This window comes from Maribacter corallii (assembly GCF_047345415.1).
Lineage (GTDB): Bacteria > Bacteroidota > Bacteroidia > Flavobacteriales > Flavobacteriaceae > Maribacter_C.
Genome location: NZ_JBLFEP010000004.1, coordinates 145,951 through 172,474, shown reverse-complemented (window position 1 = coordinate 172,474; position 26,524 = coordinate 145,951). Strand labels below are relative to the sequence as shown.

Here is a 26,524-nt window from a genome sequence, read left to right as displayed (position 1 = left end):
AAATTTTAAAAGTTATGCAGACCATAATTGGTGTGCATATCCGATAAAACTTTCAAAAGAACTATTTCAATGAACTGGTGCAAAGATGCGATTATTTAATAATCTTTAAAAGGAACTATATAAAATTCGCCTTTACACTCTTCCATATTTCTCTCATAAATGGAGTAATTGAAAAGACATTTTCTATATTTTTTTCTTCCAAAAGACTCCAGTAAGTAATAATAGAGAAATGCAAAAAACACTCTTTTTCTAGAATGATTTTGCAAATTCTCCAAAGTTCTTTCATTTGATGGTCAGCTTCAGAAATATCATCGTCAAATGAGGAAACTATTAATCCCATTAATGTAAACTTGTCATCATCATCATATAATTCAGTTTGATAAACTTTTAAGAACTCGGAAATTCTACTCGAATCAGATACTGTAAATTCCCAATCTTGCACTGACTGTTCCCAGTACAATCCAAAACGATTAGATAATTTCTTTTCAGAAACTCCACTAGGATATCTTATATATTGCTCTTTATTTTCCATTTTTTCTTTTTTTCCTCCAAGGCGCATTTTTCATCCAATCTCCGGCCATGATACATCCATAAGGCATCACTTCATCTTGAACCGTACCTAATCCAAATTCATTCATTTGGTCTCGAACTGTAGCTGCATTTTTATAGGCACTAGGCAATTCTGATACATCAATCTCATTCGAGAAGAAACGTACATCCAATCCTTTGGTTTCTTCGAAAAATACTTCTTCATTAGTGAACTCAGCTTTGTTTTTCTTATGCTGTGTTCTACTCATGTTTCGACCTGCTCCGTGAGGCGCAAAACCTAAATTCGTTGCTGTGGTATTTCCATCAACTATTAATACAGGCTCGGCCATGTTCAAAGGAATCAATCTTGGCCCCGTAATATCAGGCATAAACTTGGCATCCAAAGGTGTAGCACCTTTTGCGTGATAAAATATATCATCATCTTGGAATACAAAATTGTGTTCGTTCCAAAAACGGTTTTCAATTTTGACTCCCAAAGCATCCAAAGTGGCATCATGAATAACTTCATGATTTTTCTTTGTCCATGCTCTTATGATTTGCAAAGCATGCCAATAGTTTTCACCTTCTTCAGTATCAAAGGGAATCCATGCATTTTGCTTTAAGGTTTCCGGAGAAAGCTCTTGTCGGAAACGTTCGGCAATTTTCATCCCCTTAGTATACAAACGAGCGCCAGGACCACGCGAACCGTGATGAGTAATCAACATGGTGTTTCCGGTTTCTTTGGAAATTCCAACAAACAAGAAATGGTTGCCATCACCTTGTGTTCCCAAATGCGTTCTAGCAATTTGTATCATTTGATTATCTCTAAGGAAATAATTGCTTTCAAATGCTTCTAACAATTCCGTAGGAAATCGATACTGGGCATTTCTATCTCGTCCACCAGGACCAAAATGCGTACTGGCATGTGCGGCATTTAAGACATCCTTTGGGTCAGCTGAACCAAAATCCGTCAACATCACCGAGCAGCAGATATCAGCGCTATGCATACCTGGGTGAATGGCATTCTTAGCAGCAACAACTCCACCAACAGGAATAGTTCCTTTAGGCCCAGCCGGACAAGCATCAGGCATCACTGCACCATCAACTAGGGTAGGAGTGCGCATCAAAATATCCATAGATTCCAAAACGGAGTTTACATTGCTCTTCTCCAATTCGTTTTCTGCTTTGATATTCACTGAATACGGCATGATTTCCGAATGCAGATCCACAATTGGTCCTGGTCGAAATTGCTCCAAGTAGTTCAATAGGGCATCTCCCCGCAATTGGTTGGTATTGATATGTGCCAAGGCTTCAGGAATCCATTTTCCTGATTTGAAGCCCATGGAGATTAATTCTTTTCCAGTAATGTTTACTCTGTTTTCCATAATTTCTTTTAATTAGCCCCACCGACTCCAGCGTTCGGCGGGGCGCTACATGAAGTCGGTGAACCGGCTTCTTTATGATTCCGGTACAAACTTGCGACTCATGTGCGCAATTATTTTGCGTAGTAATTCTTTTCTCTTAATTTTAGTTTAAAGAACGTATGGACTTAAAAGAAAGATACGCCAAGATTTTCTCTAAATACGTATCCGAAGAAACTGAAGTAATTGCACTCTGGAATGAATTAGCAGATGCCTACCAACAAAAATTTCGAAAATATCATAATCTAGATCACCTTACCGAACTCTTTGGCTATTTCGATAAGTTCAAAGATGATATTGAAAATGCTGAAGAGATGCTTTTGGCTATTTACTATCATGATTTTATCTATAGTATTTGGAAAAAGGATAACGAGGAGAAAAGTGTAATAAAAGCGACTCAGGTATTACAAGATATTGGATTTGATGTAAACGGAATTCAACGAATTGAAGCACTTATTCTTTGTACGAAACACCATAATGGCAAATCGAATGATGAGAAATTATTGATAGATTTTGATTTAGCAATTTTAGGGCAGTCCGAAGAGGTATACCAAGATTACGCACGGAAGATTAGAAAAGAGTATGCTAAAATTCCAGGTATTATGTATCGTAAAGGGAGAAAAAAAGTGCTACAGCATTTTCTAGACAAGAGCTCAATTTATCAAACTAAGGGTTTTCAATCCGCTTTTGAAAAACAGGCAAGAGCAAATTTGACCAATGAACTAAATACATTATAATGGCTCTCAATAAAAACGCCCTTATCCGCTACAAAACTATTGACAAATGCCTTCAAAACAACTATCGGCAATGGACTCTGAATGATTTGATAGAAGCGTGTTCAGATGCCTTATATGAATATGAGGGTAGGGAAGTGAATGTAAGCAAACGGACCGTGCAACTCGATATTCAGTTGATGCGGAGTGATAAACTGGGGTATAATGCTCCAATTGTTGCTTATGATAGAAAGTATTACAAATACGCAGATGAGGATTATTCCATTACGGATATCCCGATAACGGAGAACGACATGAATGTCCTTTCTGAAACTGTAGAAATGCTAAAGCAGTTTAAAGACTTTTCTTTGTTTTCAGAACTGGGTGGAATTATTCAAAGATTAGAAGATAAAGTATATACTGAGAAGACGCGTCAATCATCCATAATTCATTTAGATAAGAACGAGAATCTCAAAGGATTACATTGGCTTGACGAACTCTATCAAGCCATTCAGAAAAAAGTAGTCTTGAAAGTGGAGTACAAGTCTTTTAAAGCAGCTACGGCTAATGTAATTACTTTTCATCCGTGCTTATTGAAGGAATTTAACAACAGATGGTTTCTGATCGGGATGGGAAATAAGAACAAAGGCATCGTAAATCTGGCCCTTGACCGAATCATTTCGATTGACTATGATTTCACAACTCCATATTCCAATTATGAATTTGATGCAGACAGCTTTTATAAAGACGTAGTAGGTGTGACCGTTAACCAAGGTGAACGGGCTTCCAATATTAAATTATGGATTGACAAATACAATGCTCCTTATGTCGTCACTAAACCTTTACATCATTCACAGATTATTGAAAAAGAAAATGAGGATGGAAGTGTTGAAGTGAATATCAAAGTGAAAATCAACTTTGAATTGGAACGTTTGATTTTGGGTTTTGGGGATGCTATTGAAGTAATTCAACCTGAAAGACTTCGCAAGCGAATTGCTAAGAAATTGGAAAAAGCTATAAGTCTGTATAGCAAAAGTTAGTTTTACACTTCCCTAAGCCAAAGTACTCTTTCCCTCAATGCCTATTTTATAAAGGATAATTTGGAGCGAGTTTTACATTAAACAATAAAACAGACCAACCATGAAAAAGCTAATTTCACTTATTTTTTTGTCCGTATGCTCCCAGCTTTTTGCCCAAGAGTCTCTGGAAATAGTACTAAAAGATTCTAGTAGATTAAAACTTACTAGTCTAAAAATAGATGTAAGTATCGTTGGTAATTTTGCCACTACTACCTACGATATGAAGTTCTACAACGAACTAGATAGAACTTTGGAAGGAGAACTAGTGTTTCCTTTAGGAGAAGGTCAATCAGTTTCTCAATTTGCTATGGATGTTAACGGCAAACTTCGTGAAGCAGTCATTGTGGAAAAGGAATTGGCTCGTGTTGCTTTTGAAAGTACTGTAAGGCAGAACATTGACCCAGGCCTATTGGAAAAAACGGAGGGAAACAACTATAAGGCAAGAGTATATCCCATATTACCAAGAAAGCATAAACATGTTGTTTTGACTTTTGAGCAAGAACTGTCAACATCGAACAAGCATAAAACCTATGAACTGCCATTAGGTATAAAGGCAGATTTAGATAATTTTTCAATACAAATGCAAGTTTTTAATGGAGAGATGCTGCCTAAAATAAAAAGTAGTAGCTACAAAAACTTCTTCTTTAAAAAGAAGAATGATGTTTTTACTGCAAATTTAGAGCGGCAAAATCATGCTCCAACCTCCCCTGTACTTGTAGAACTACTAAATACAAGCAATACAGAAACAATATTAAGCTATAGGGATTATTTTTATGTGAATCAGACACTCAAACCGAACACCAGACTAAAACAAAAACCTAAAAAAATCAACTTGCTGTGGGATACGTCTTATTCATTAAGAAATAGAAATTTAAGTAAAGAGCTATCGATTTTAGGCGAATATTTCGAATACCTCGGAGACGTTGAAGTACATTTTATTTCCTTTAGTAATGCTATACACAAAAACATTGTTTTCCAGGTTCAGAATGGGAATTGGGAAGGACTGAAAAAAGTACTGAAAGAAGCTGTTTATGATGGGGGCACATCTATGAATTTGTTCAAATCACTACCCAAGAAGTCGGGCGAGACGCTTATGTTCACGGATGGGTTAGCAAATCTTGGAGATTTCTCCATTACGAATAAACAAGCTATTTATACAATCAACTCAACTACTTCATCAAATCATGAATTGCTACGAGAAATAGCTACTTCATCTGGCGGCACTTATATCAATCTAGTTCGGTTACCTCAAACAGAAGCCATAAATACTTTAAAACAAGAAACGTTTCAATTTTTAGGAGCTAAACATAACAGTGCTGTCTGGGAAGTATATCCAAAGAATAAAACATACGTTTCCAAAGATTTTTCTATTTCCGGGAGATTTTCAGAAGAAACCTCCGTAGAACTGTTATTCGGGTATGGTGGAAAAGTAACTGAGAGAATCAAGGTTCAAATTAAAGAATCTCAAGCTACAGAGTTGGTCAAAAGATTATGGGCCAAACAAAAGCTAAAGCACTTAAATACTAACAAAGGGGAGAACAAAGGAAAAATAATTTCACTTGCTAAAAGCCATCATTTGATAACAGATTATACCTCAATGTTGATTTTAGATAGAATTGAAGATTATGTGCGTTATCGTATTGAGCCACCTCAGGAATTGAAAGCTGAATATAAGGAACGGATTAAAAATTTAGAAGAAGAAGAAGTTGATAACCTTGAAGACTTAAATGACAGAAAAGAAGATTTGTTTGATGATTACACAGCTATTTTGGAATGGTACGCTACCAAGTATCCAAAAAAGAAAGTAAAACAACCTAAACGGGAAACATCAAATAATGAAGATAATTCCACACCACTAATTATTACTGCTAATGTGGACACTACCATAGCAACTGATAGTCTTACGAGCCATCCGCCATCTGCAAGAATAAATATCAATATTGATTCGACTAGAGGAATAATTTCGGGTACGGTTTTGGACGTTGATGGAGAACCATTACCGGCAGCGAATGTGATTGTAAAAGGAACAACGACCGGAACAACAACCGATTTTGATGGTAATTTCAGCATCAATGCAGATGAAAATGATGAATTAGAAATTTCTTATTTAGGTTTTAATACTACTAGCATAACAATTGATGGTTCAAATTCTATTTCTGTTTCATTAGAAGAAAACTCTGCAGCGTTGGAGGAAGTAGTTGTTGTAGGATACGGAACGGAAGTGAAAAGAGCAATGACGGCCTCAGCTACCTCGATTGTTTCCCGATCTTTACAAGGGAACGTAGCAGGGGTTCAAATTACCCAAAATTCTGGAGAGCCAGGTTCAAATACAAATGTTGTAATAAGGGGAGTGAGTCCAATGTCTAACAATAACAATCCACTTTATATTGTGGACGGGCAAATAGCAACAAATAATCCGATGCAGGACTTAAAACCCGAAGATATTGAAGGGATACAGGTTTTGAAAGCGTTAAGTGCCGCAGCGATTTATGGTGCTAGAGCTTCAAATGGAGTAATAATTATAACTACAAAGGAAGGCTTGGAATCCAATCAAGAAGCGATAGAGCAATTGAATAAAGAAATAACGGATAAGATTGAACTAAAATCATGGAATCCAGATACACCTTATATTAAGATTCTAGAAAAGGAGGCAACCGCTGAATTAGCTTATAAAAAGTATCTGGACATTAGAGATGATTATTCCAACAGCCCTTCATTTTATCTTGACGTATCTGACTTTTTTGAGAAAAAAGAAAAATATGATATCGCCATTACAATTCTCACCAATCTAATGGAAGTTGAATTGAATAATCACGAAATCATGAAAGCTTTGGCTTATAAGTTGGAATATTATGGAGAGTACCAATTAGCCGCTATTGTTTATGCAAAAGTATTAGAGTTGCGGCCAGAAGAACCTCAGTCATATAGAGATTTGGCTTTAGCGTATGAACAGTCAGGCGAAGTCAGAAAGAGTTATGATTTGCTATACAAATTATATAAAGGAGATTTATTAGAAAAGGATGAAGAAGATCGTTTCTATGGAATAGAACAAATTGCTTTTGTTGAACTTACAAGACTTGTCAATAAATATGGGAAAGAGCTTAAACTAAATAAAGCGAAAAAAGAGAAGTTTAAAGATCTTTCGATGGATGTAAGAATCGTTATCGATTGGAATCATAACGATACTGATATTGATTTATGGGTTGAAGACCCAAGAGACGAAAAGGCTTACTACAAAAATCCGGAAACCAATATAGGTGGTCATATGTCAGAAGATATGACAGAAGGTTATGGACCGGAAGAATTCATGTTAAAAGATGCGCCCAACGGGAGGTACAAAATATTGGTCGACTATTTTGCTGATGATGTACAAAAAATATCAGGCCCAACGGTTTTAAAGGTGACCATGTTTACCAATTACGGCAAGCCAAATGAAGAACGTAAAATAACGGTAGTAAGACTTGATAAAGAAGAAGATGAACTTGAGGTTGGAAATTTAAGGTTCTAAATTTTAAATCCAATCAAATTTTGAAAAGATCTAATTTGTAACAATTTATTCCCTAATTTAGTAAAGCAAAAGACGCATAAAATTTGCATCAATTTGTACCATTTTGAACCGAGTTTAGAGTTCGGTTAGTCATTTAAAATGAAGCCTGTAAAAGGCTGTTAGTTAACATATTGTGGCGATATATTTAGTTCTGCCACCCCGACAAAAGCCAGTTCATTTTTGAACTGGCTTTTTTGTTTTTCATTTCAATCTTCAGTCTTAGTCAACGATTAATTATCATATGATTTAATTGCGCACCAATGTCTGCAATCTTGTCATATAGATATAATAGGTGCCGGCGATGATTTGATTGTCCCCATCGAGCATAGTGCCCTTAATCTTGGTATTGCCCGCGGGTAGACTCATCTCAAAGACCACCTTTTTGTCTTCTGAACCTACTTGAATTATCTCTGAAAATTTACCTACATCGAGCTTTATTGACCGCACCGGTAGTGGATTCATCTGGTTACCGTAAATGAGCTTCTCAATTGGGCCACCAGTACCCCATGCATCTACCTTTTTTGTGAATATTGGGATACCTTGTATTGCTGCATTTGCTTCCCGAGGCCACCGCCTGACTTCAAACCTGTATTTCCCTTGATTTATAATATTCACATGCCATTCACCAACTTCGGGACTACCCATGGCCACCTGGGCATGATTCCAAGGGACTTTTGGCAAGTACCAATCTGACGGAGATAAAAACGTTTCAGGGTCATTGGGATGCCCAACAATAGGGCACGGTGGAACACGATGCATGGGTGTGACCTTAGACCAGTATTTCTTGTGTGCATTACGGATGTTTTCTATTACCTCAGGATGTTCGCCAATACAATCCTTTTTCTGGGCTGGATCATCTTGAAGGTTGTATAATTCCTTATTATCTACTAATCGCCACTGTTTATGCATTCCTACGGTTTTTACCCACGGTTTTGCCTTATAGGTGCGTTGTGTTTCAACAAATAATGTGCGTGCCGAGAGCTCCAATTCCGAATCAAATAGTTGCTGCTTGAAACTACGTCCGTCAAAATCGATTTCACTTTCCAGCTTTAAATCACATAACTCTATTAATGTTGGCAATACATCGATATGAGCGGTCAACGCTTTGACATCAACATCGGATTTGAATTGTCCCTCAGGCCAATGGATAAAGAACGGAACGCGATGTCCCCCTTCATATACCTGTCCTTTATATCCCCTCATGCCAGCGTTAAATAGTTTCACACCGGCAGTTCCTCCATTATCGCTCATAAAAACAATAATGGTGTTTTTGGCTTGATCCGATTCTTCGAGGGCTTTTCTTAAACGATTAATATTCCAATCAATTTGTTCGATACCAGCAAAGAAATAGGAGACTTCTTTTGTTAGGGCAGCATTATCATTATCAGCTAAGGATTTGTTCGGTAGTGTATGTGGGTCATGGGGCAAGTAGGTGGGAAGGTATATGAAAAAAGGCGTGTTTTCTTTATGGTCTTTTTTGATAAAATCTATGGCGGCTGCATAGAATACATCAGGAGCGAATCCGGAGCGTTTTTCGCGTTTGCCATTATACCAGTAATGGTCATTTACCCGGTCATTATCAAACCAATCATCAGTAGTTCCGGTACCTCCATCACCTTGCCCCAACCATTCGTCAAAGCCCCGGTCCATAGGACGATACGGATAATTTGAACCTAAATGCCATTTACCAAAAAGTCCTGTTCTGTATCCTGATGACTTAAAAATATCGGCCATTGTGATTTCCGATGTCCGCAAATGATTACCACCACTTACGGTATGCCAAACCCCCACATGATGAGAATATTTTCCTGTCATAAGTGCTGCACGTGTGGACGCACAAGTGGGGTCCACATGAAAATCGGTAAATCGAACCGATTCCTTATAGAGCCTATCGATATTTGGTGTTTTGATATAAGGGTTGCCATGACAGCTCAAATCACCGTATCCCTGATCATCAGTGACGATTAGAATAACATTTGGTGCTTTGTTGGCAGATGCTGTTTGTGTGCGAGACGTACAACATGAAACCACATATAAACATACTATTATGCCTAAGGGGAATAGTTTTGATGAACGGAATTTCCTAAATCTCATAACAGTTGACCGATTCGCTTTCATTTTTGGTTTCTTCAGTGTTATGCTCATGAAAGAATTTTAAAGACCCAGGCATGTTTTAAGTCAATATCCTTTGGTAATGAAATGATGGTTCCTGTTTCGGTCTGCTTAAATTGAATACCGCCATCATATCCTAGGAGTGCTATACGTTTAATTTTGATTTTTGAAACCGAAAGATATTTTATCGTAATGTCTTGGGTAGGTGGAGCCAAAACCGTTGCGTAAAGGGCACCTTTATTGGTTGTAAAGCGAATATCTTCTTGCGTGAACCCCTTGTTTTTATCCTCGGACAGGTGACCCGTTTCGGTTTTAGTTGGTCCTTCACCATAGACCTCAAAGGGCCTAGTGCCATAAACGGCCTCTCCGTTAAGCTTTAACCACTTTCCAATTTCTAAAAGCGTGGTTTTTTGGTCATCGGGAATAATACCATCTTTTCTTGGCCCGATATTAAGTAACAAACAACCATTTTTACTTACAATATCCATTAAATCGGCTATGAGACTTCCGGCCGTCTTGGGAATCCAGTTTTCAGCGTAATACCAGGAGTTTTTCCCGATCGAGGTATCCGTTTGCCAATATTCTTTGCGTAGGGAATCCATTTTACTTCGTTCTAAGTCCAGCATGTGGGTGCCGGGTTTGAACGATTCATATCTTAAGTTCTTAGTTTGAAGTACGACCGTTTTATTTCGCTTTATCCCCGAATTGTAATAATAGGCCGCCAACTTTTTGTGATACGGAGCAAACTCTGGACGGTCTAAATAAAAATCGAACCACAAAATATCCGGTTGGTATTTATCAATAATTTCCTTTGTTCTCGGCCACCATGTATTGGCCAACCAGTCTGCGCTCGCAGGCGTATAGGGTTCGTGTGGCGGCGCATATAAATCGGCGTACTGTGGGTTACCTGTATCAAAATGGGGTTTTTGTGTATAAAAATTCCAATTAAATGCTAAGTGCGAACTTGCTCCGGATAGTAAACCTTGTTTTTTTATTTCATCAGTGAGTTCCCCAAAAACATCACGTTTTGGACCCATATCAACGGCATTATACGGTGTAATCGTAGACTCGTACAAGGCATACCCATCATGATGTTCCGCAACGGGTACTACATATTGAGCGCCTGCATCCTTGAAGAGATCGACCCAGGCCTTGGCGTCAAAATTTTCCATAGTCCACATCGGTATCAAATCTTTGTACCCAAAATCTTTGGGGTCGCCAAATTTCTCTTTATGGTAAACCGATGCCGGGTGGGGAATGTCATCTATTTTTTCTCCGGTTACATGGTCAACATGTCCTGAATCCAAATACATCCAACGTGGGTACCAATCGGTGTGTAATTCCGCGACTGAGTTTGGACCCCAGTGAATGAAAATTCCAAATTTGGCATCCTTCATCCATTGTGGAATTTCGTATTGTTCTAGACTTTCCCAGTTTTCCTCGAAGCTTATCTCAGGTTCGAGCGCTTCGTTCCTCGCTTCCTTTTTTTTAGGGTTACACCCCACAAAAAGGATGATCATTAAGAGATATTGTATTGTTTTCATTAGTTCCTTTTTTTTTCAATTGGACAACATGTTTTTCATATCCTTCCATTTCTCTTGAATAGCGCTATCTGGATCCGTTTTTTGAAATTGAGCTACCGCTGTTTGCCATTCTTCTTCTCTTGGTAGTTTTTGCCATTTCGGCCCGACTTCTTCTATATTGAAATCAGGGTTGGTATCCATAATCAAAAAGGCCTGGGTACCGGCCAAATAAATCTCCATGTCTTTGACCCCCACAGATTTCATATTGGCTGTTATTTCGGGCCAAGCTTGCCCTATGCCATGAATCCTCTTGTATTCTTCTATGAGATTGGGGACTAATGATAAAGTAAAAACGAACCTCTTGTAGGGTTCAACCGAGGTTTTTAACTGCCCTTCCGTTGGTGTAAAGATGTCTTTTTGGTCAAGTTTATAAATTCGTTCCAAGGCTTTATCATGTTGTGGCATTTTTAAAGGGAAAGTACCATAGGTCTCGGATGCTTTCAACAGCTGAAACAATTTATGCGAATTGAACGACACATTGGTATCCACCAATAAAAAATAGATGTGTTCCTTTTGATAGATTTCAAGGCGGAATATCCCCGCTTTTTTGAAATGGTCTTCGACCGCTATTGATTTTAGTTGCGCATTTAGTTCATAGATATGCTTGTAATCGTCAGGAATCAGGTATGTAAATCGGCGAAATAGGGCGGTATCCATATGTATTTAAGCGTGTGTTTTGACTACATGACCCTTTATCGCAAAAAACAATAGGTATACATAACAAATTAGCGGAACAATGAAAGCGTATTTGATTCCAACGGTATCTGAAATATAGCCCATTACTGGAGGTACAATAGCCCCACCAACAATTCCCAATAGAAACACGGAAGAACCTGTTTTGGTGTATTCCTTTAAATCTTTCATGCTCAGACTGAATATAATCGGATAGATGATGGAAGTGAAAAACCCAACTAGAGACAGGCATGTCAATGAGAAATAGCCATTTGTAATGATTGCTAAAAATACCATTACAAACGCACCAATACTACAAAAAACCAGAACGGTTTGAGGCTTGATTCTCTTTAAAATATAGATGCCCAACAACCGACCTATGAGCACCAAAGCCATGAATGCAGTGATGTATTGTGCTGATTTTTGCTCTGTCAGGTCTGGAAGGTTAAACCATTTGGCATATCTAATAATGAAACTGACGATTCCGACCTCGGCGCCCACATAAAAAAATTCCGCTCCCACGCCATACAATGTATGTCTGAATTTTAGGATGTCGATCAATGCTTTTTTATCCCCTCCTTCTTCGTCTTTTATCGTCGGTAAGTTTGTAAAGACGACCACCAAGCCTATTAAAATCAATAAGGCTCCTAATACAATATAAGGTGGCTTTACTAAATCTGCCTCACCTGATAAAAAGGTTTCCAGCTGACCAGGGGTAAAGGCATCAATGGTCGATTGGGATATGTCTACTTCATGTAAGAGCAGTATCGCCGCCAGCGAAGGAGCAATGGTGGCACCCAAAGAACCAATAGCCGCCGCCATACTCAAACGACTTGATGCTCCTTCTGGACTACCTAACTTGGTAATATACGGGGATGCCGTTACCTCCAAGATCGCAAACCCCGCTGCCATAACGAATAGGGCCACCAGAAAAAATGAATATACACGGGTTTCCGCGGCCGGATAGAATAAAAAAGCGCCAATTGCTGCAATGAGCAAGCCGACGATCATTCCTTGACGGTATCCCTTTTTCTGAATGTACCATCCCGCTGGTAAGGCTACGACAAAGTAAGCTCCAAAAAAAGCGGATTGCACTAATGACGATTGAAAGTCGGTTAGTTGACAAGCTCTTTTAAGGTGAGGAATCAAGACATCATTGATGTTTCTGCTTAAATTCCAAACGAACATCAGTGCCATAACTATTATTAATGGCACTAAAAATCTAGAATAATTTTCTTTTTTGGGCTGCATCAAATCTTAATTATGTACTTAAAACTCTATAATTGCCTTTATTAAATTTTTGGCTTCATAGAGCTTCCCAAATGCTTTGGGTATCTCGTTAAAATTCATGCGATGGGTAATAAAGGATGTTGCATCGATTTTACCTGCTTCGATCAACTTGATGATTTTGACGAAATCCTTACTCAATGCGGCACGGCTTGCCTTAAGGGTCAACTCTTTTTTATGGAATGAAGGATCATGAAAGACGACATCGCCCATAAAAAGACCGATAAATACGATTGTTCCCCCTGCCGCGGCATATTTAAATGTGTTCATCATAGAAGTGGCATTACCTGTTGCATCTAGAATTACAGTAGGTAGATCACCATTTAAAAGTGTTGTCAATTCCTCTTCTATGTCACCTAAAGCATTAATCGTATCGGTTACGTTGGTAATCTCATGACACTTTTTCAATTTCGCATCGTCAATATCCATTGCAATGACTCTCGCCCCTTTCAATTGCGCAAACTGAATCGTACCTAAACCTATTGGTCCTAAACCGATGACTAAAACAATATCATCTTCGTCGATATTCGCCCTGTCTACCGCATGACAGCCAATAGCCAAGGGTTCTATCATTGCCAATTCATCATCCGTTAACGAATTCGTAGCATGTAAAAATTTCGCGGGATATACGAAGTACTCTTGCATGCCTCCGTCCACATGCACTCCTAAAACCTGTAAATGCTCTCCACAATTGGTTTTGCCCCTCCGTACCGCTTGTCCAATGATAGTGTTGTAATACGGCTCTACGGAGCAGGAATCACCCACAACTACATTCGTAACATCTTCCGCTATAGCGACCACTTCGACGGCCAATTCATGTCCTAGAATCCTTGGGTAGCTGAAAAATGGCTGTTGGCCTTTAAAGGCGTGTAAATCGGTACCACAAACACCAATTCTTTTCACTTTTAAAAGTGCATTGCCAGATGACAATTCCTCAGTTGGCTTTTTGACTTCCAAACATTCCCACGTACCCGGTTCCTTTAGTCTGATTACCTTCATTTTGATTCCGTTAGAATACATGCTGTAACTTCATTAAAAATGTCCTCGGATAACTTTCCGGCATTCCAATCATGTATGGTCGCTTTAATTTGGTCAGGGGTCCGTGCTCCCATAACCACCCTATCCGCTTCTTCCATAGAAAATAAATAACGCTGTGCCAAGGTTGCCAAAGACATACCGTGTTTATCCGCCACTTCTTTTACGCGGGTCGCATTTTCTAGATCCGATTGCGTGATCCACTCTCCATCAACACCTTCGCTTTTATATTTTTCAAAACGGTTTCCCAATAATGAAAAGTGGAGCGCGGAAGCCGCATAATACGCTATTCCTTCTTTTTTATACTTCTGGATTTCACCATCAAGTGCGGATAAATTACAGGCATCTAGATGTAAGAAGCCTGAAACTACATCAAAATGTTCCTTGGTGACATAGGGCATGAATTCGGGCGAAGGATTTCCCCCCACACCTAAAGAGTTCACTAAACCTGCGGCCTTAAAGTCGTATAAAGTCTTCAGAATGTTATCTATGTTTTCAATAGGGACCAATTGTGGTTCATGTAAAAACAATAGATCTATTTTGTCGAGATGGAGCGTTTTTATACTAGTGTCCAAACTTCGTTTCATGCCTTCGGCACTGTAATCCAATTTGGTTTCAAAAGCATCTTTTCCTTTTAAACGTCCAATTTTTGTGCTCACAAATGGCTTTGGCCCATGCCATTCCCTCAGGGCCATTCCCACGTAATATTCGGCATTGGCATAAGAAGGTGCCGTATCTAAAACGGAAATACCATGCTCAAAAGCATATAGCAGGGCATCGATGGAATCTCTTTGTTCCACCTTCCCCCAAACACCCCCTAATCCGGAAGTGCCATACACCAGCCTGCTTTCGTGATTGAATGTGGGGCTTTTCGAATGGTCTCCTGTGATGAATGTTGGTTTCATTTGTTCTATTAAAAATTAACTGTTGCCCCACCATCAACGGGAAGTACCACACCAGTAATATACTTTGCGGCTTCTGAGCTTAAAAAAACAGCGGCATGGCCGATATCCTCCGTTTGACCAAAATGATCCATCGCGATTCGATTCGTAATTTGCTGTTTCCGTTGCGGGTCATTAGCAATGGCATTTAAGAACATATTAGATGTAATCCAACCGGGTGCAATTGCGTTTACCCTGACATTGCTTTTAGAATATTCCGTGACCAGGGCATTCACCAAACCGGTCAATGCCGTTTTTGACGTCCCGTAGGCCACTATTTTGTCAATACCGAATAGGCCTGCCATTGAACCGATCATAATAACGGAACCCTTTTTTCTTTGCAGCATATATCTGGCACACTCACGAGTAAGCGCAAATACACTCATCACGTTGGTCTGCAAGATTCTTTCAAAATCTTTATCGGATGTTTCTTGGGCTGTTGCTTTGTGATGCGTCCCGGCATTATTGACCAAAATATCGATTGGTCCAATGGAGTTTTCTATGTCTTCCACCATTGCTGGAAGCGTTTCTTTTTCGGTAATATCGTTTACACGGTAATGGGCATTTTTTCCCAATGTATCTACAGCTTCCTGAAGTACGGTTTCCCTACGGCCTGTGATTACTACCTTGGCCCCAGCTTCTATCATTGTTTTCGCAATTCCTAAGCCTATACCTGTTCCGCCTCCAGTAATGAGGGCGAGTTTTCCTTTCAGTGAAAATACGGATACTCCCATGTTACTTGATTTCTGTAAGTCTATCATCTAAAAAACTAAAACCCCAACCAGGTCGATCATGTGGCTCGGCATAACCATCCTTGATTACCATCGGATTGTCGATCAAGGGGTCGACCCAATCAAATGACTCCGCGCCAACCCCATTTGCTATGGTACAGAGTAAGGGTACGTCATAATCCTTATAATAATGCGGAAGTACCGGAAGGCTGAAACGATCCGCCAAAGCCGCACTTTCTCTCCATGCTTCTACACCCCCGATTCTCAAAATATCCGGCTGCCAAATATCCAACGCTTTTCTTGATGCCAATTCACGAAGCGGTAGTGTGTCATACTCTCTTTCACCCATGGCCAACGATACACCGGTTTGCGCTTTTAGTTTTTGATAGCTTTCAAAATCTTGATGGTGCACAGGTTCCTCAAACCAATGGATATTTAGGTCTTTGGCTTTGCTCGATAACTTTAGGGCCGATTCTAAATTCATACCCTGATTGGCATCCATCATAATGTCTACTCGGTCACCGACGGCTTCGCGAACTTTTCTTAATCTTTCCAAATCGGTATGCACCTTAGGTGAGCCTACTTTTATCTTCACGGCCTTGAATCCGCGATTGGCATAGTTGGTCACCTCTTCCAACAATTCGTCGATGGAGTAAGAAATCCAGCCTCCGCTTCCGTATATGTCGACCTGGTTCTTTGTTGCCCCTATTAATTTATGAATGGATTTATTTTGGGATTTTCCCCAAGCGTCCCACATGGCAATGTTCACTGCCGCCTGTGACCACCTCAATATCCCCTGATTTCCGAAGTATTCAAAAATGTTATCCAGTTTCTGGTATACCGTTTTCGTATCAGAACATTTATAGCCCTTAACTACGGAAATGACATCTTTTAATGCCCCAATGATAGCATTTGGCGAATATTGGAACGATAAAAGATACGATTCGCCTATGATCCCATTTTCCAATTGAATTCGCATCACGATAAAAGAAATCTCGGTCAATGTATGTGTGGAATCTGAAATAGGCTTTTCAAGGTCTGTGGAAGCCTTATATATTTTTATATCCCTGATGGCTAAATCATCCATATTACTTTCTTCGGTATTTCATGTCTTACAAAGATTCTTGATTTCAGTGAGGAATCGGTACAGCGTATGGTTCATTTTGTGCACTATATTGACTTTATATTATTTTTAGGGTACATCATTTACTAATAATAGTCATTTTTGCCTTGGTTATTCGAAATGAACTACTATGAAAGCACATCTTAGAGAAGTTACGACCTCACCGGATAATTCGTTTAAGGTCAAAGTATTTGAGGACCGCGAATTTAAGGCCGAGTGGCATTTTCATCCGCAGTACGAACTGACATTTATGGTACAAAGCACGGGGATTCGCTATGTTGGAGATTCCATGCACCAATTCAAGCGAGGTGATTTGGTTTTGGTCGGTAGAAATGTACCACACTCATGGAAGACCATCGATACTAAAAGTGCGCATGTTAAATGTGTAATTATTCAATGGGATGAAACCTTGCTCAAAGATTGGCTAGACAAACCTGAACTGGTGCCCATCAAATCATTGCTTCAAAAATCATCACATGGTGTTTCTTTTGATTATGAAACCGCTATTTCCCTTGAAGAATCTTTTAGTGCCATTACCACGCAACCTCCTTTTGAACGGTTAATGACTTTAATGCACATACTCCATACCTTGGCAACAAAATCCAAAACACAATTGCTGGCCGGCCCAGGATTTGGTAAGGCACTTTCTTCCAAGGAAAGCCATCGGGTCAATATCATTCATAACTATATCAAGGACAACATTCATCACCAAAATTTACTTCAAGAGCTGGCTGAGAAACTTTTCTTGAGCAAAGAGGCTTTTTGCAGGTTTTTCAAAAAAACCTTTGATAAGACGTTTACCACCTACATAAATGAGTATAAAATAACTATAGCCAGCAAAATGCTTATTGAGACCGATTTATCGGTGTCTGAGATCGGTTATCAATCAGGGTATAATAATCTGTCTTTTTTTCATAGACGGTTTAGTGGATACAAACAAATGTCTCCCAAAGTCTACCGCCAACAGTTTCAAAATTTATGATTATGCAAGGGGAATACCTGCATAGCATTCAAATTTTGATGTCTTTTAAACCAGTTTTACACATCGGTTTTACCCGACGGAGCGCTCTCCCAATAAATTTCTCCAAACATCTTTTTCATAAATGACCCTAGGGTTATTTGCATTTTTTATTTTGTTTTAGCACTCGCAATGGCAGCACTGATTACCTCAAGTGAATACCTCTGACCTTGACCCAAGGACCGAAATTAAAGCAGCAAATGTATTTCCGTTGGCTTAAAAGTAATATGCGTAATACTTGAATAATTATTCGTAAAATGAATGCCTTGTTAGGCCCATAGCGCACTGAATATCATAAAAATAGTATTTGTATATTTCATAGCGTGAAGGTTAGAAACGAAATGCAAGACTTCTTTTTTATTGATATACTTGCCATAAATCAAGTGCTATGGTTTTCTAAATGTCCACTACCACATGATAAACACTCATGAGTTGAATAGTACCAATTTCTATATATGAATTTTAAGCCTAAGGTCGTTGTGGCCCTGTGTTGCTCATTGTTTCTTCTGTCTGGCGTACAATCCCAAAGCACAGCGTTGGACAGTCTTGAAATCGCATTGCAAAACCATAAACAAAAAGATAGTGTAAGGGTAAACCTGTTGAATGAAATTGCAGAGTTATCCTACAAGAAGAATTTGGATAAAACCATGTCTTATGTGGCCGCATCGGAGCGCATCTCCGATTCCTTAGGTTATAAAAAGGGATTGGCCAGAAGTTTGCTCATAAAAGGAAAGGCCCAAATAGAACAATCAAGATTCGAAAAAGCATATCAAACTATTGACGAGGCGCTTCAATTGTATGAAGTAGTGCGATCCAAAAAAGGTATTTCCGAATGCTATAGTACCCTTGGTTTTTTATTCTATAGAAAGGAAGATCAGAAACAGGCCATAGCACATCATCAAAAATCTATGGACATCAATCAAGAATTGGGCAATAAAGAAGCGATTTCAACCAACTTGGCCAATATAGGAAGGGTTTACTTTGAATTAGGCAATTATGTTGAAAGCGTATCTTACTTTAAAAGAGCCTTGGCTATCGACGATGAAATAGGGGATGAGGAAAAAATATCCCAAAATTTGGGCAACATTGGTGTAATATACGCCTATCAAGGAAATCACCCCCAAGCGCTGGAATATTACAATAAATCTATAACCATCGACGAAAAGCGTGGCGATACCTTAGGAATTATTGCAGTACTAAATAATAAAGGCATTATCTATCAAACGATGCAAAATTATGATCAGGCCATAGCACATTATGTACAAGCCCTGCAAATGCAAAAGAAGTACGGTAACAAAAAAAATATGGCCGATATATTGATTAATTTGGGTTTTGTGTATGAGCAGAATAAAGAATATAAATCCGCGTATAATTACTTAAAGGAAGCACTTGACCTATGCAAGGAAATCAACTATAAATCAGGAGAGGCCTACGCCTTGAATAATATGGGGAATGTTTTCATAGTACAGGGGGCGCTGGAACAAGCATTACATCATTTTGAGCAGGCAAAAACCATAAACCTAAGTGTTGATAACCAACTTGGCCTGTGCGTCTCATACTTAGGACTTGCGGAGGTATATGTGGGTCAGAAAAACAATGATAAGGCTTTGATCTATGCCTTAAAAAGCAAGGGAATCTCAAGTAAAAACAAGTTCTTGGAATACCAAAGAGACGTATCTGAGTTACTTTCAAAAATACATATCAATCGAGGGAACTATAAAAAAGCTTACGAGAGCCACCAACGGTTCAAAGTTTTAAATGATAGCCTTTTCAATAAAGAGAATGTGCAAAAAATTGCCCAGTTGGAATATGAATATAAGTACAAACAGGCCATGGACTCGGTCAATATCAGAGAGCTACAGCTTACAAAAACGGTTACGTCGACAAATTTGGATTTGGAAAAATCAAGGCGGAAGTACCTATGGGCAATCATCGGCGTGCTTTCGGTCTCCTTGCTTTTGGGCGCCATTATTTTCTATCAGAAGTTTAAAAACATGAAGGTCAGAAATGAAAACATCGTTATGGAGCAGAAACTATTACGTTCGCAGATGACACCACATTTTATTTTCAATTCATTGTCCGTACTACAAGGAATGATATTGAATAATGAGGATAAGAAATCTGTATCCTACCTTTCCAAGTTTTCAAAACTATTGCGTATTACCTTAGAAAACTCCAGAGACAAAACGGTTTTGCTGTCTGAAGAGATTACTGGGGTAGAAAATTATCTGGCGCTGCAGAACTTGGAAAATGAAGCATATTTGTATAATGTAAGCGTAGCGAATACGATCGACCCTACCTTGTTTAAAATTCCACCAATGTTAATACAGCCTTTCGTCGAAAATGCCGTGAAGCATGCCTTTGCGGATCAAAAGGAAAATCGGGAAATCGAGGTTGATATCAAGCATATCCATGAAAAATTGACCTGCACCATTATCGATAACGGTATTGGTATTGATTTGCAAAAGAAGGGGCATGGCAAAGACAAAAAATCGATGGCGACAACGATTACCTCCGAACGTCTTGAGTTATTGGCCAAAGATTTAAAAATGGAAAGTTCCGTAACAGTGGAGGATCGCAAGAAATACAATGCACAGGGTACTTTGGTCACCTTGGTAATACCTTATGTGAAAATAATATGAAAGCACTGATTGTTGAAGATAAGGCCTACATTCGAAAGGGGTTGGTGAGCTTGTTGCAATCCATAGACTTTGAGGTACAGGTGGTAGGGGAATGTGAATCGGTAGAAGATGCCTTGGTGGTTACCCGATCTTGCAGACCCGATTTGATCTTTCTCGATATCAATCTCACAGACGGTACCGCTTTTGATTTTTTAGAGCGAACGGAAGACCTTTCCTTCAAGGTCATTTTTATCACCGCATATGAAGAGTACGCACTCAAGGCCTTAAAGGCAGGCGCGGCGGATTACTTGCTTAAACCAGTGGATATTGAAGAACTTAAGGCAGCCCTTGAGAAAGTGGCCCAATTACCTGTTGCTGAGCAAAGGGTACATATCAAAACAGCAAAAGCGGCCTGGCACAGTGATGCCTCCAAATTGATATTATCGCTCCATGACAGCTTTCAAGTCGTTGATCTGAACGAATTGTTGTACTGCGAATCGGATAAAGGGTATACCACCTTTTATTGTACGAATGGAAAAAGCCACTTGGTCTCTAAAACGTTAAAGGAATTCGAAGCGCGCTTGGTTGCATTCAATTTTATTCGTCCACACCAATCGTACATGGTCAATTTGAAGTTTATTGACAAATACGATAAATCAGGAGTGATTCACTTAAAAACTGGAACAACGATTCCTGTCTCTTCCCGTAAAAAAGACCACTTCATTGCTACATTTTTGAACAAAAACAGTGAATAAGAGCTGTTTTCAGCTCCTTTTCAGCTAATTTCTTCCAACTACACATTTACGGATATAGGCCAAACTTTTACGCTTATGGGTTTCAAGTACTCTTAAATAAACCCCCTATAACCAACTACACTAGGTCCTTCTGGTTTGCCGTTCTAAACAAAACAAAAATATGGACGATATCAAATCAAAATTAGGTAAAGCAGGATTAATCATCGGGGCAATGGGCATCATGTCTATTGTGCTGTCAATCTTCAATTATAACATTCGGCTTCTCGCTTGGATAGACATCTGGGGCAATACCATGGGATGGATAATTAGAATCCTATTAATCGTCGGTGGAGGTACACTCTTTTTCCTATTCGGAAGAGGTGAAGAGGAATAAAATGAAACTACAAAAACAGACGTATACACGCATTGAAATACAGTATTGATACATCAAACCTTAACATAATTTAAAAACCAATAACATGAAAAAACAATTCAATTTAATCAACCTGTTCGCCATGGCTTTTTTGCTTACAACACTTAGCTGTAAAAAGGACGACGAAGGACCTGCAGGCAACCCGATCAGTATTCAGGATCTGGATGTTGCTATCGATGAAAATCCGACCAATGGCCAAACTATTGGAACCGTACCAACAGAGGGTGATGCAACCCCAAGTTTCAGCATAACATCTCAAACACCTACAGGAGCTTTAAGCATAAATTCAAGTACAGGAGAGTTAACTGTTTCTAATGCCGTTTTATTTGACTTTGAAACGAATCCAATTATTACGGCCACTATCGCCGTGGTAGGAGCTGAAAACACAGCGACGGTTACTATTGGGCTTAACGACCTGAATGAAATAGGGGTTCAAGATCTGACCGCAGCAATTGATGAAAACCCAACTAATGGCCAATCAGTCGGTATGGTTCAAGTTGATGGAGACGGGCCTTTCAATTTTAGCATCGATTCTCAGACACCAGCAGGAGCACTAAGTATAGATAACTCTTCTGGAGAGTTAACGGTTGCGGATGCCAACCTGTTCGATTTTGAGACAAATCCTACAATCACCGGAACTATTGCAGTTGTTGGTGCTGAAAGTATGGCAACCGTTACCATTAATTTGAACGATCTCGATGAAATAAGTGTGGAAGACTTAACCCTCTCCCTTGATGAAAACCCAACGGATGGGCAAGTTGTAGGTACTATACAAGTAGATGGCACCGGAACTTTAAGTTTTAGTATAACTTCCCAGACGCCGGCAGGTGCTTTACATATAGATGCTGGTACGGGGCAATTAACGGTTGCGGACCCCACCTTATTTGATTTTGAAACAAACCCAGTGATTACTGCGGATATTTCTGTTGACAATTCAGTTGAAACTGCAACGGCAATGGCCACTATTAATCTTGAAGATGTTGACGAAATAACGGTTCAAGATTTGATCGCTGATATAGATGAAAACCCAATGAATGGTCATATTGTCGGAACAATACAAGGCAGTGCTAGTGGAAGTTTGACGTATACCATAACCTATCAATCTGCAGCCGGAGCTTTGACTATAGATCAAAATACAGGGGAGTTATCCGTTGCTGATGAAACGTTATTTGATCATGAAACCAATCCAAATATGTTCGCGGTTGTTTCGGTTGATAATTCCGTTTATTCCGTAAATGTAAATGCGACGATTAATCTTAACAACATAAATGAGATTGGAGATTTTAATTATGGTGGTGTTATTTTTTGGTTAGATCCTGCAACAAATAATAGTAGTGGTTTAGTTTGTGCCGTCAGCGACCAAAGTAATAGCATCGGTGCTTCTTGGGGAAGTAATACTCCAACTATTGGTAATGTTGCTACGGCGATAGGAACCGGACAAGCGAACACCAATGCAATTTTAGCTGTACATACACAGGGAACGAATGCGGCAAAATTGTGCAATTCATATACAGCGAATGGGTATTCTGATTGGTACTTGCCATCAAAAGACGAGCTAAATGAAATGTTTGTAAACAAGTCAATTATTCAAACTACTTCGGCTGCCAATGGAGGAGCTAATTTTAAAAATTACGCCTATTGGACCTCGTCAGAACATGCTACGGACCCTACTAGGGCATTAAATCAATTTTTTAATTTCGGTAGCCAGAATTCAAATCAGAAAGCAGCAATATTTCACGTAAGAGCGATACGGACTTTTACGGATTTTTAAAAACCAGATTACAAGGCCACTTACAGCTAACCAATGTAAGTGGCTCTTTATTTTCAATACAAAATGATAAAAGGAGTGGAGAATATAATTAAGATTAAAAACGAACATGATTCGTTGGAAAATCATAGTACTTCCCTTTAGAAAGTGATTGCTTCCGATGAAAACCGAAGTGCCCTGCTTAGTAATGAAAGTTATCAGAAAGAATTAATTCATTTAGACACTGAAGTACGAACAGCGAAATGTACATTCGGCATGATTCATATAGTCAACGCTTAAGTGAAAAATGACCTGTCTTTGTGAAACCTGCGTCAGTTGAAAATCGAAACCAATAGTCAGTTGAAGGCATGTCTTTATTATTGAATTTTCCATCCCATCCTTTTGAACTATCATTTAGAATATCAAGTAATTTCCCATGGCGATCATATATTTCAATGGTATATGCCATATCCTTGCTTCCAATGATATTCCAATGGTCGTTATACCCATCATTGTTGGGGGTGAAAAACTTCGGATACCCCAAAATGACCGCAGTTGCCGTTGTGACCGCACAGCCTCTTTTATCCCTCGCGTAAATCATATAGCTACCCGGTTCAAGCCTATCGAAGAATGGATGTTCTTGATAGTCGATACCGTCTATGGAATATTCGTAAAGTTCATTACCATTGACCTCGAACGCAAGGCTATTATTATCACTAAATTCGATGACCTCAATATTGGAAATTATCGGCATTTGAACAACCTCTACCGTTACAACGGATTCTGCAGGTGTGCAAAACCCATTGTCCACCAGATAGGTATACGTTCCCGGAGAATCAATTTTAGGATTAAATAGTCCATTACCTTGACTTAAATTGGGACTCCATGTGCCCGACGGGTCTGGGTTGCCCTCTAAATAGTCAAATAAATTCTCAGGGGTATCATCAAAACAAAACAGCTTTGCACCATTGATTCCCGCACTTGGGCTTTCCAGTACGGTAAGGGTTACGGTTTCCGTTTGAATTTGGGTCGTACAAAAATCTATCTGGGCTCTAAACAAATAATTGTTGAAATCAGGAGAAACATTCCACAGCTTTAATTCCTCAAGATGTACTCCGCTATAGCTGGTGTTATTGGCTAAATCTTCCCAAGTTAATCCTGCGTCTGTACTTACTTGCCACTTTAGGGAATTCGGGTGTTGTAAAGAAACCGAAATAATTACATTGTCTCCTTCACATGCCACCAAATCGATAGGTTGTCTTAAAATTATGGGGGTGGTATCTTCCTGAAAATCGAATACTTCATTGGCATCGATATCTTGTGGTGCCGTATACCCATCGGGTTCATTCACGATTAAGCCATTTGAATCAACGATATCCGGACGTGTACCCAGTACCCCATCGCCATCAGGGTCGCTAAAGCCCGCCTCGATGACGTCATAGCAACCATCGCCATCACTATCTAAGTCTATGGAATCAATTTGTCCATCGTCATCCGTATCCAAAGTCGGATTTCCCCCAAGCTCAGTAGTATCTAAAATACCATCATTGTCATCATCAAGGTCAACATCATCGGTAATGCCGTCTTTATCGAAATCACAGTAGAATTCCCAAACTACCTCTATAGCATCGGCAAAGCCGTCCGCTCCGTTTAATTCAAACTCAAATGATACTGTTGTCACAATACCTTCTATTTGAACAGATCCCGCTGCCCCTCCAACTGTTGGTATTCCACATTCTGAGGTGGTATTGTTTCCAAATAACTGGTCGGGCGTTCGAGTGATCGTACTTGCCGTAACTTCAAAGTGATCCCCATTTCCAGCAAGTCTTCTTAGGGTCAAATTAGGCGTAAGAAGTGTCAGGAGGGCCGAATTGGCATTTGGTCCAAATCCATATCCGCCACCAAGTCTGTCTAGATGTAGGATAGGGTTTGTTACCGGACGGCTAAAGGTAAATGTCAAAATTCCTTTTCCATTAGTTCCAAAATCTAAAAAGGGGGCTAAGGCACCACGATTGACAATCGTATTTGAAGAATAGGTATTGGGAATGTTACATCCCATCAAACCGGTACTAAAGTTGACCGATGCGTTGTTTCGTAATCCAGAAACGGAAGTGGTGATGTTGAGGTCGCATACATTGGAAGTCCAACGTGTGCCACTACCGGTCCATGTTTCAGTGAAATCTTGCGAAGAAATAATGGAAGGGCCAGACAAAAAAATGAAACAAATTACCCACTTCGCAGGTATGCGTTCCAAGGAAAATAAAGCTCTTTTTCGTCCGTTCAATGCCGATTTTTTAGGTTGTCAATTATATAGGGACAGAATCTTTAACCTTGTAAAGAGTTCTTCATCTTGCTCAAAGGTAGAATGGGGCTACATGGACGCAAAATGAAAACGTTGAAAGTAAACGTATTTAGGATTAGAGGTTCGAGCGATGAAGGGTACGAGTTAAAAAAGAAAATCAGTGCCGATAAGATGATTATTTACCCGATTAACTGATTTGTCAGGACATAAAAAAAGCGCCAGCTCACATTGACGCATTCTAACCTGCTACTTACTTTTTTCCAGTCGTCCCAAAAAAAAAGCGCCCAATCTCTTGGACGCTCTAGTTCTGTATCGCTTTCTTAATAGTATCTACCCATCAATTCGATGCAATCCTAGCTTTGCAGCGTCCGATATGTGATGTAAATAATTTGGCATATACTGTTACTTTTAAAATTCAAATATTGAAAATGGCATGGCGCCTATAATATCTCTATTACCTTACCATACACATTTTTTGTCCATCCGTTAATTCTACCATGGTTATTGCCAATCAGCAAACCACGCTTGTTACTTTTCCCTTTTACGAGATGCGTAAATACGTTTCCACGTACTTTACAGAACACTAGGTCACCAACTTCACAATCTTCCCAACTGATGGGCGCAAGGCGCACCGGTTGTTTTGACTTCAGTAAGGGCAACATAGAATTACCAGGTTCTTTTGAAATGATGGTTTCCCCATCAAGTAATTTTTGAATTTTCCAATTCATCATTTAAATTTTAAAAGTTATGCAGACCACTATTGGCATGCATATCCGATAAAATTTTCAAAAGAACGATTCTCAATGAACTGATACAAAGATGCAGCATTTATGCTCATTTTTCCAAATTTTCAAGGGGTTTACGATGAAGTGTATTTGTTCTACGACTTGAACTCCG

At 39.3% G+C, this 26,524-nt stretch carries 20 protein-coding genes; 8 read left to right on the top strand and 12 right to left on the bottom strand.

Going from position 1 to position 26,524, the window contains the following annotated elements; translation table 11 throughout:
* Positions 1 to 115: 115 nt before the first annotated feature.
* Entirely contained in the window at positions 116 to 532 is a 417-nt protein-coding gene (locus ACKWCA_RS15055; RefSeq protein ID WP_413979046.1) for a hypothetical protein, read from the bottom strand.
* Positions 522 to 1,913: an RtcB family protein gene (locus ACKWCA_RS15050; protein WP_413979045.1), complete on the bottom strand. Its 1,392-nt coding sequence runs from the start codon at positions 1,911 to 1,913 to the stop codon at positions 522 to 524. The genes ACKWCA_RS15055 and ACKWCA_RS15050 overlap by 11 nt, the downstream gene beginning before the upstream one ends.
* 158 nt (positions 1,914 to 2,071) lie before the next feature.
* Between ACKWCA_RS15050 and ACKWCA_RS15045 the strand changes: the two genes are divergently transcribed.
* From ACKWCA_RS15045 to ACKWCA_RS15035, 3 genes are all read left to right on the top strand, one after another.
* Complete coding sequence (locus ACKWCA_RS15045) at positions 2,072 to 2,686, top strand: HD domain-containing protein (RefSeq protein WP_413979044.1); 615 nt, start codon at positions 2,072 to 2,074, stop codon at positions 2,684 to 2,686.
* A complete protein-coding gene (locus tag ACKWCA_RS15040) occupies positions 2,686 to 3,702 on the top strand; it encodes a helix-turn-helix transcriptional regulator (RefSeq protein ID WP_413979043.1) in 1,017 nt (338 codons plus the stop codon). The genes ACKWCA_RS15045 and ACKWCA_RS15040 overlap by 1 nt, the downstream gene beginning before the upstream one ends.
* A gap of 100 nt (positions 3,703 to 3,802) precedes the next feature.
* Positions 3,803 to 7,249: a VIT domain-containing protein gene (locus ACKWCA_RS15035; protein WP_413979042.1), complete on the top strand. Its 3,447-nt coding sequence runs from the start codon at positions 3,803 to 3,805 to the stop codon at positions 7,247 to 7,249.
* A gap of 285 nt (positions 7,250 to 7,534) precedes the next feature.
* On the opposite strand, the gene ACKWCA_RS15030 is transcribed toward ACKWCA_RS15035, so the two are convergent.
* Genes ACKWCA_RS15030 through ACKWCA_RS14995 form a run of 8 tightly spaced genes read right to left on the bottom strand, consistent with a single transcriptional unit; the run spans position 7,535 to position 16,736 of the window.
* Positions 7,535 to 9,433, bottom strand: a complete 1,899-nt coding sequence (locus ACKWCA_RS15030; protein WP_413979041.1) for an arylsulfatase — start codon at positions 9,431 to 9,433, stop codon at positions 7,535 to 7,537.
* Positions 9,430 to 10,944, bottom strand: coding sequence for an alpha-L-fucosidase (locus tag ACKWCA_RS15025; protein WP_413979040.1), 1,515 nt, complete (start codon positions 10,942 to 10,944; stop codon positions 9,430 to 9,432). Before ACKWCA_RS15025 ends, ACKWCA_RS15030 begins: the two co-directional genes overlap by 4 nt.
* Positions 10,945 to 10,959: 15 nt before the next feature.
* Positions 10,960 to 11,640, bottom strand: coding sequence for an L-rhamnose mutarotase (locus ACKWCA_RS15020; protein WP_413979039.1), 681 nt, complete (start codon positions 11,638 to 11,640; stop codon positions 10,960 to 10,962).
* 6 nt (positions 11,641 to 11,646) lie between these two features.
* A complete protein-coding gene (fucP, locus tag ACKWCA_RS15015) occupies positions 11,647 to 12,906 on the bottom strand; it encodes an L-fucose:H+ symporter permease (RefSeq protein ID WP_413979038.1) in 1,260 nt (419 codons plus the stop codon).
* Positions 12,907 to 12,924: 18 nt separating this feature from the next.
* Entirely contained in the window at positions 12,925 to 13,941 is a 1,017-nt protein-coding gene (locus ACKWCA_RS15010; RefSeq protein ID WP_413979037.1) for a zinc-binding alcohol dehydrogenase family protein, read from the bottom strand.
* Positions 13,938 to 14,882 carry an aldo/keto reductase gene (locus ACKWCA_RS15005; protein ID WP_413979036.1) on the bottom strand — a complete coding sequence of 315 codons (945 nt, stop codon included), beginning with the start codon at positions 14,880 to 14,882 and terminating at the stop codon, positions 13,938 to 13,940. The genes ACKWCA_RS15010 and ACKWCA_RS15005 overlap by 4 nt, the downstream gene beginning before the upstream one ends.
* Positions 14,883 to 14,890: 8 nt before the next feature.
* Positions 14,891 to 15,652, bottom strand: coding sequence for an SDR family NAD(P)-dependent oxidoreductase (locus ACKWCA_RS15000; RefSeq protein ID WP_413979035.1), 762 nt, complete (start codon positions 15,650 to 15,652; stop codon positions 14,891 to 14,893).
* A 1-nt stretch (position 15,653) separates the two neighbouring features.
* A complete protein-coding gene (locus tag ACKWCA_RS14995; RefSeq protein ID WP_413979034.1) occupies positions 15,654 to 16,736 on the bottom strand; it encodes a mandelate racemase/muconate lactonizing enzyme family protein in 1,083 nt (360 codons plus the stop codon).
* Between the two features lie 166 nt (positions 16,737 to 16,902).
* On the opposite strand from ACKWCA_RS14995, the gene ACKWCA_RS14990 reads away from it, so the two are divergent.
* From ACKWCA_RS14990 to ACKWCA_RS14970, 5 genes are all read left to right on the top strand, one after another.
* Positions 16,903 to 17,754: an AraC family transcriptional regulator gene (locus tag ACKWCA_RS14990; RefSeq protein WP_413979033.1), complete on the top strand. Its 852-nt coding sequence runs from the start codon at positions 16,903 to 16,905 to the stop codon at positions 17,752 to 17,754.
* A 491-nt stretch (positions 17,755 to 18,245) separates the two neighbouring features.
* A complete protein-coding gene (locus tag ACKWCA_RS14985) occupies positions 18,246 to 20,432 on the top strand; it encodes a tetratricopeptide repeat-containing sensor histidine kinase (RefSeq protein WP_413979032.1) in 2,187 nt (728 codons plus the stop codon).
* Positions 20,429 to 21,166, top strand: coding sequence for a LytR/AlgR family response regulator transcription factor (locus ACKWCA_RS14980; protein ID WP_413979031.1), 738 nt, complete (start codon positions 20,429 to 20,431; stop codon positions 21,164 to 21,166). Before ACKWCA_RS14985 ends, ACKWCA_RS14980 begins: the two co-directional genes overlap by 4 nt.
* A gap of 160 nt (positions 21,167 to 21,326) precedes the next feature.
* Positions 21,327 to 21,539: a hypothetical protein gene (locus tag ACKWCA_RS14975; protein ID WP_413979030.1), complete on the top strand. Its 213-nt coding sequence runs from the start codon at positions 21,327 to 21,329 to the stop codon at positions 21,537 to 21,539.
* Positions 21,540 to 21,624: 85 nt separating this feature from the next.
* Complete coding sequence (locus ACKWCA_RS14970) at positions 21,625 to 23,349, top strand: Lcl domain-containing protein (RefSeq protein WP_413979029.1); 1,725 nt, start codon at positions 21,625 to 21,627, stop codon at positions 23,347 to 23,349.
* A gap of 265 nt (positions 23,350 to 23,614) precedes the next feature.
* Here the strand turns inward: ACKWCA_RS14970 and ACKWCA_RS14965 are convergent, their stop codons facing one another.
* Positions 23,615 to 25,609, bottom strand: a complete 1,995-nt coding sequence (locus tag ACKWCA_RS14965) for a T9SS type B sorting domain-containing protein (protein ID WP_413979028.1) — start codon at positions 25,607 to 25,609, stop codon at positions 23,615 to 23,617.
* Between the two features lie 458 nt (positions 25,610 to 26,067).
* On the bottom strand, positions 26,068 to 26,358 hold the full coding sequence (locus tag ACKWCA_RS14960) for a hypothetical protein (protein WP_413979027.1): 291 nt from the start codon (positions 26,356 to 26,358) through the stop codon (positions 26,068 to 26,070).
* Between the last annotated feature and the right edge of the window lie 166 nt (positions 26,359 to 26,524).

Excerpts from the sequence above, each read along its gene's own strand:
- ACKWCA_RS15000 (WP_413979035.1), bottom strand. The coding sequence starts at position 15,652 with ATGGGAGTATCCGTATTTTCACTGAAAGGAAAACTCGCCCTCATTACT.
- fucP (WP_413979038.1), bottom strand. The coding sequence starts at position 12,906 with ATGCAGCCCAAAAAAGAAAATTATTCTAGATTTTTAGTGCCATTAATA.
- ACKWCA_RS14995 (WP_413979034.1), bottom strand. The coding sequence starts at position 16,736 with ATGGATGATTTAGCCATCAGGGATATAAAAATATATAAGGCTTCCACA.
- ACKWCA_RS15040 (WP_413979043.1), top strand. The coding sequence starts at position 2,686 with ATGGCTCTCAATAAAAACGCCCTTATCCGCTACAAAACTATTGACAAA.
- ACKWCA_RS14975 (WP_413979030.1), top strand. The coding sequence starts at position 21,327 with ATGGACGATATCAAATCAAAATTAGGTAAAGCAGGATTAATCATCGGG.
- ACKWCA_RS14960 (WP_413979027.1), bottom strand. The coding sequence starts at position 26,358 with ATGATGAATTGGAAAATTCAAAAATTACTTGATGGGGAAACCATCATT.
- ACKWCA_RS15010 (WP_413979037.1), bottom strand. The coding sequence starts at position 13,941 with ATGAAGGTAATCAGACTAAAGGAACCGGGTACGTGGGAATGTTTGGAA.
- ACKWCA_RS15020 (WP_413979039.1), bottom strand. The coding sequence starts at position 11,640 with ATGGATACCGCCCTATTTCGCCGATTTACATACCTGATTCCTGACGAT.
- ACKWCA_RS15025 (WP_413979040.1), bottom strand. The coding sequence starts at position 10,944 with ATGAAAACAATACAATATCTCTTAATGATCATCCTTTTTGTGGGGTGT.
- ACKWCA_RS14985 (WP_413979032.1), top strand. The coding sequence starts at position 18,246 with ATGAATTTTAAGCCTAAGGTCGTTGTGGCCCTGTGTTGCTCATTGTTT.
- ACKWCA_RS15035 (WP_413979042.1), top strand. The coding sequence starts at position 3,803 with ATGAAAAAGCTAATTTCACTTATTTTTTTGTCCGTATGCTCCCAGCTT.
- ACKWCA_RS15045 (WP_413979044.1), top strand. The coding sequence starts at position 2,072 with ATGGACTTAAAAGAAAGATACGCCAAGATTTTCTCTAAATACGTATCC.
- ACKWCA_RS15055 (WP_413979046.1), bottom strand. The coding sequence starts at position 532 with ATGGAAAATAAAGAGCAATATATAAGATATCCTAGTGGAGTTTCTGAA.
- ACKWCA_RS15030 (WP_413979041.1), bottom strand. The coding sequence starts at position 9,433 with ATGAGCATAACACTGAAGAAACCAAAAATGAAAGCGAATCGGTCAACT.
- ACKWCA_RS15005 (WP_413979036.1), bottom strand. The coding sequence starts at position 14,882 with ATGAAACCAACATTCATCACAGGAGACCATTCGAAAAGCCCCACATTC.
- ACKWCA_RS15050 (WP_413979045.1), bottom strand. The coding sequence starts at position 1,913 with ATGGAAAACAGAGTAAACATTACTGGAAAAGAATTAATCTCCATGGGC.
- ACKWCA_RS14990 (WP_413979033.1), top strand. The coding sequence starts at position 16,903 with ATGAAAGCACATCTTAGAGAAGTTACGACCTCACCGGATAATTCGTTT.
- ACKWCA_RS14970 (WP_413979029.1), top strand. The coding sequence starts at position 21,625 with ATGAAAAAACAATTCAATTTAATCAACCTGTTCGCCATGGCTTTTTTG.
- ACKWCA_RS14980 (WP_413979031.1), top strand. The coding sequence starts at position 20,429 with ATGAAAGCACTGATTGTTGAAGATAAGGCCTACATTCGAAAGGGGTTG.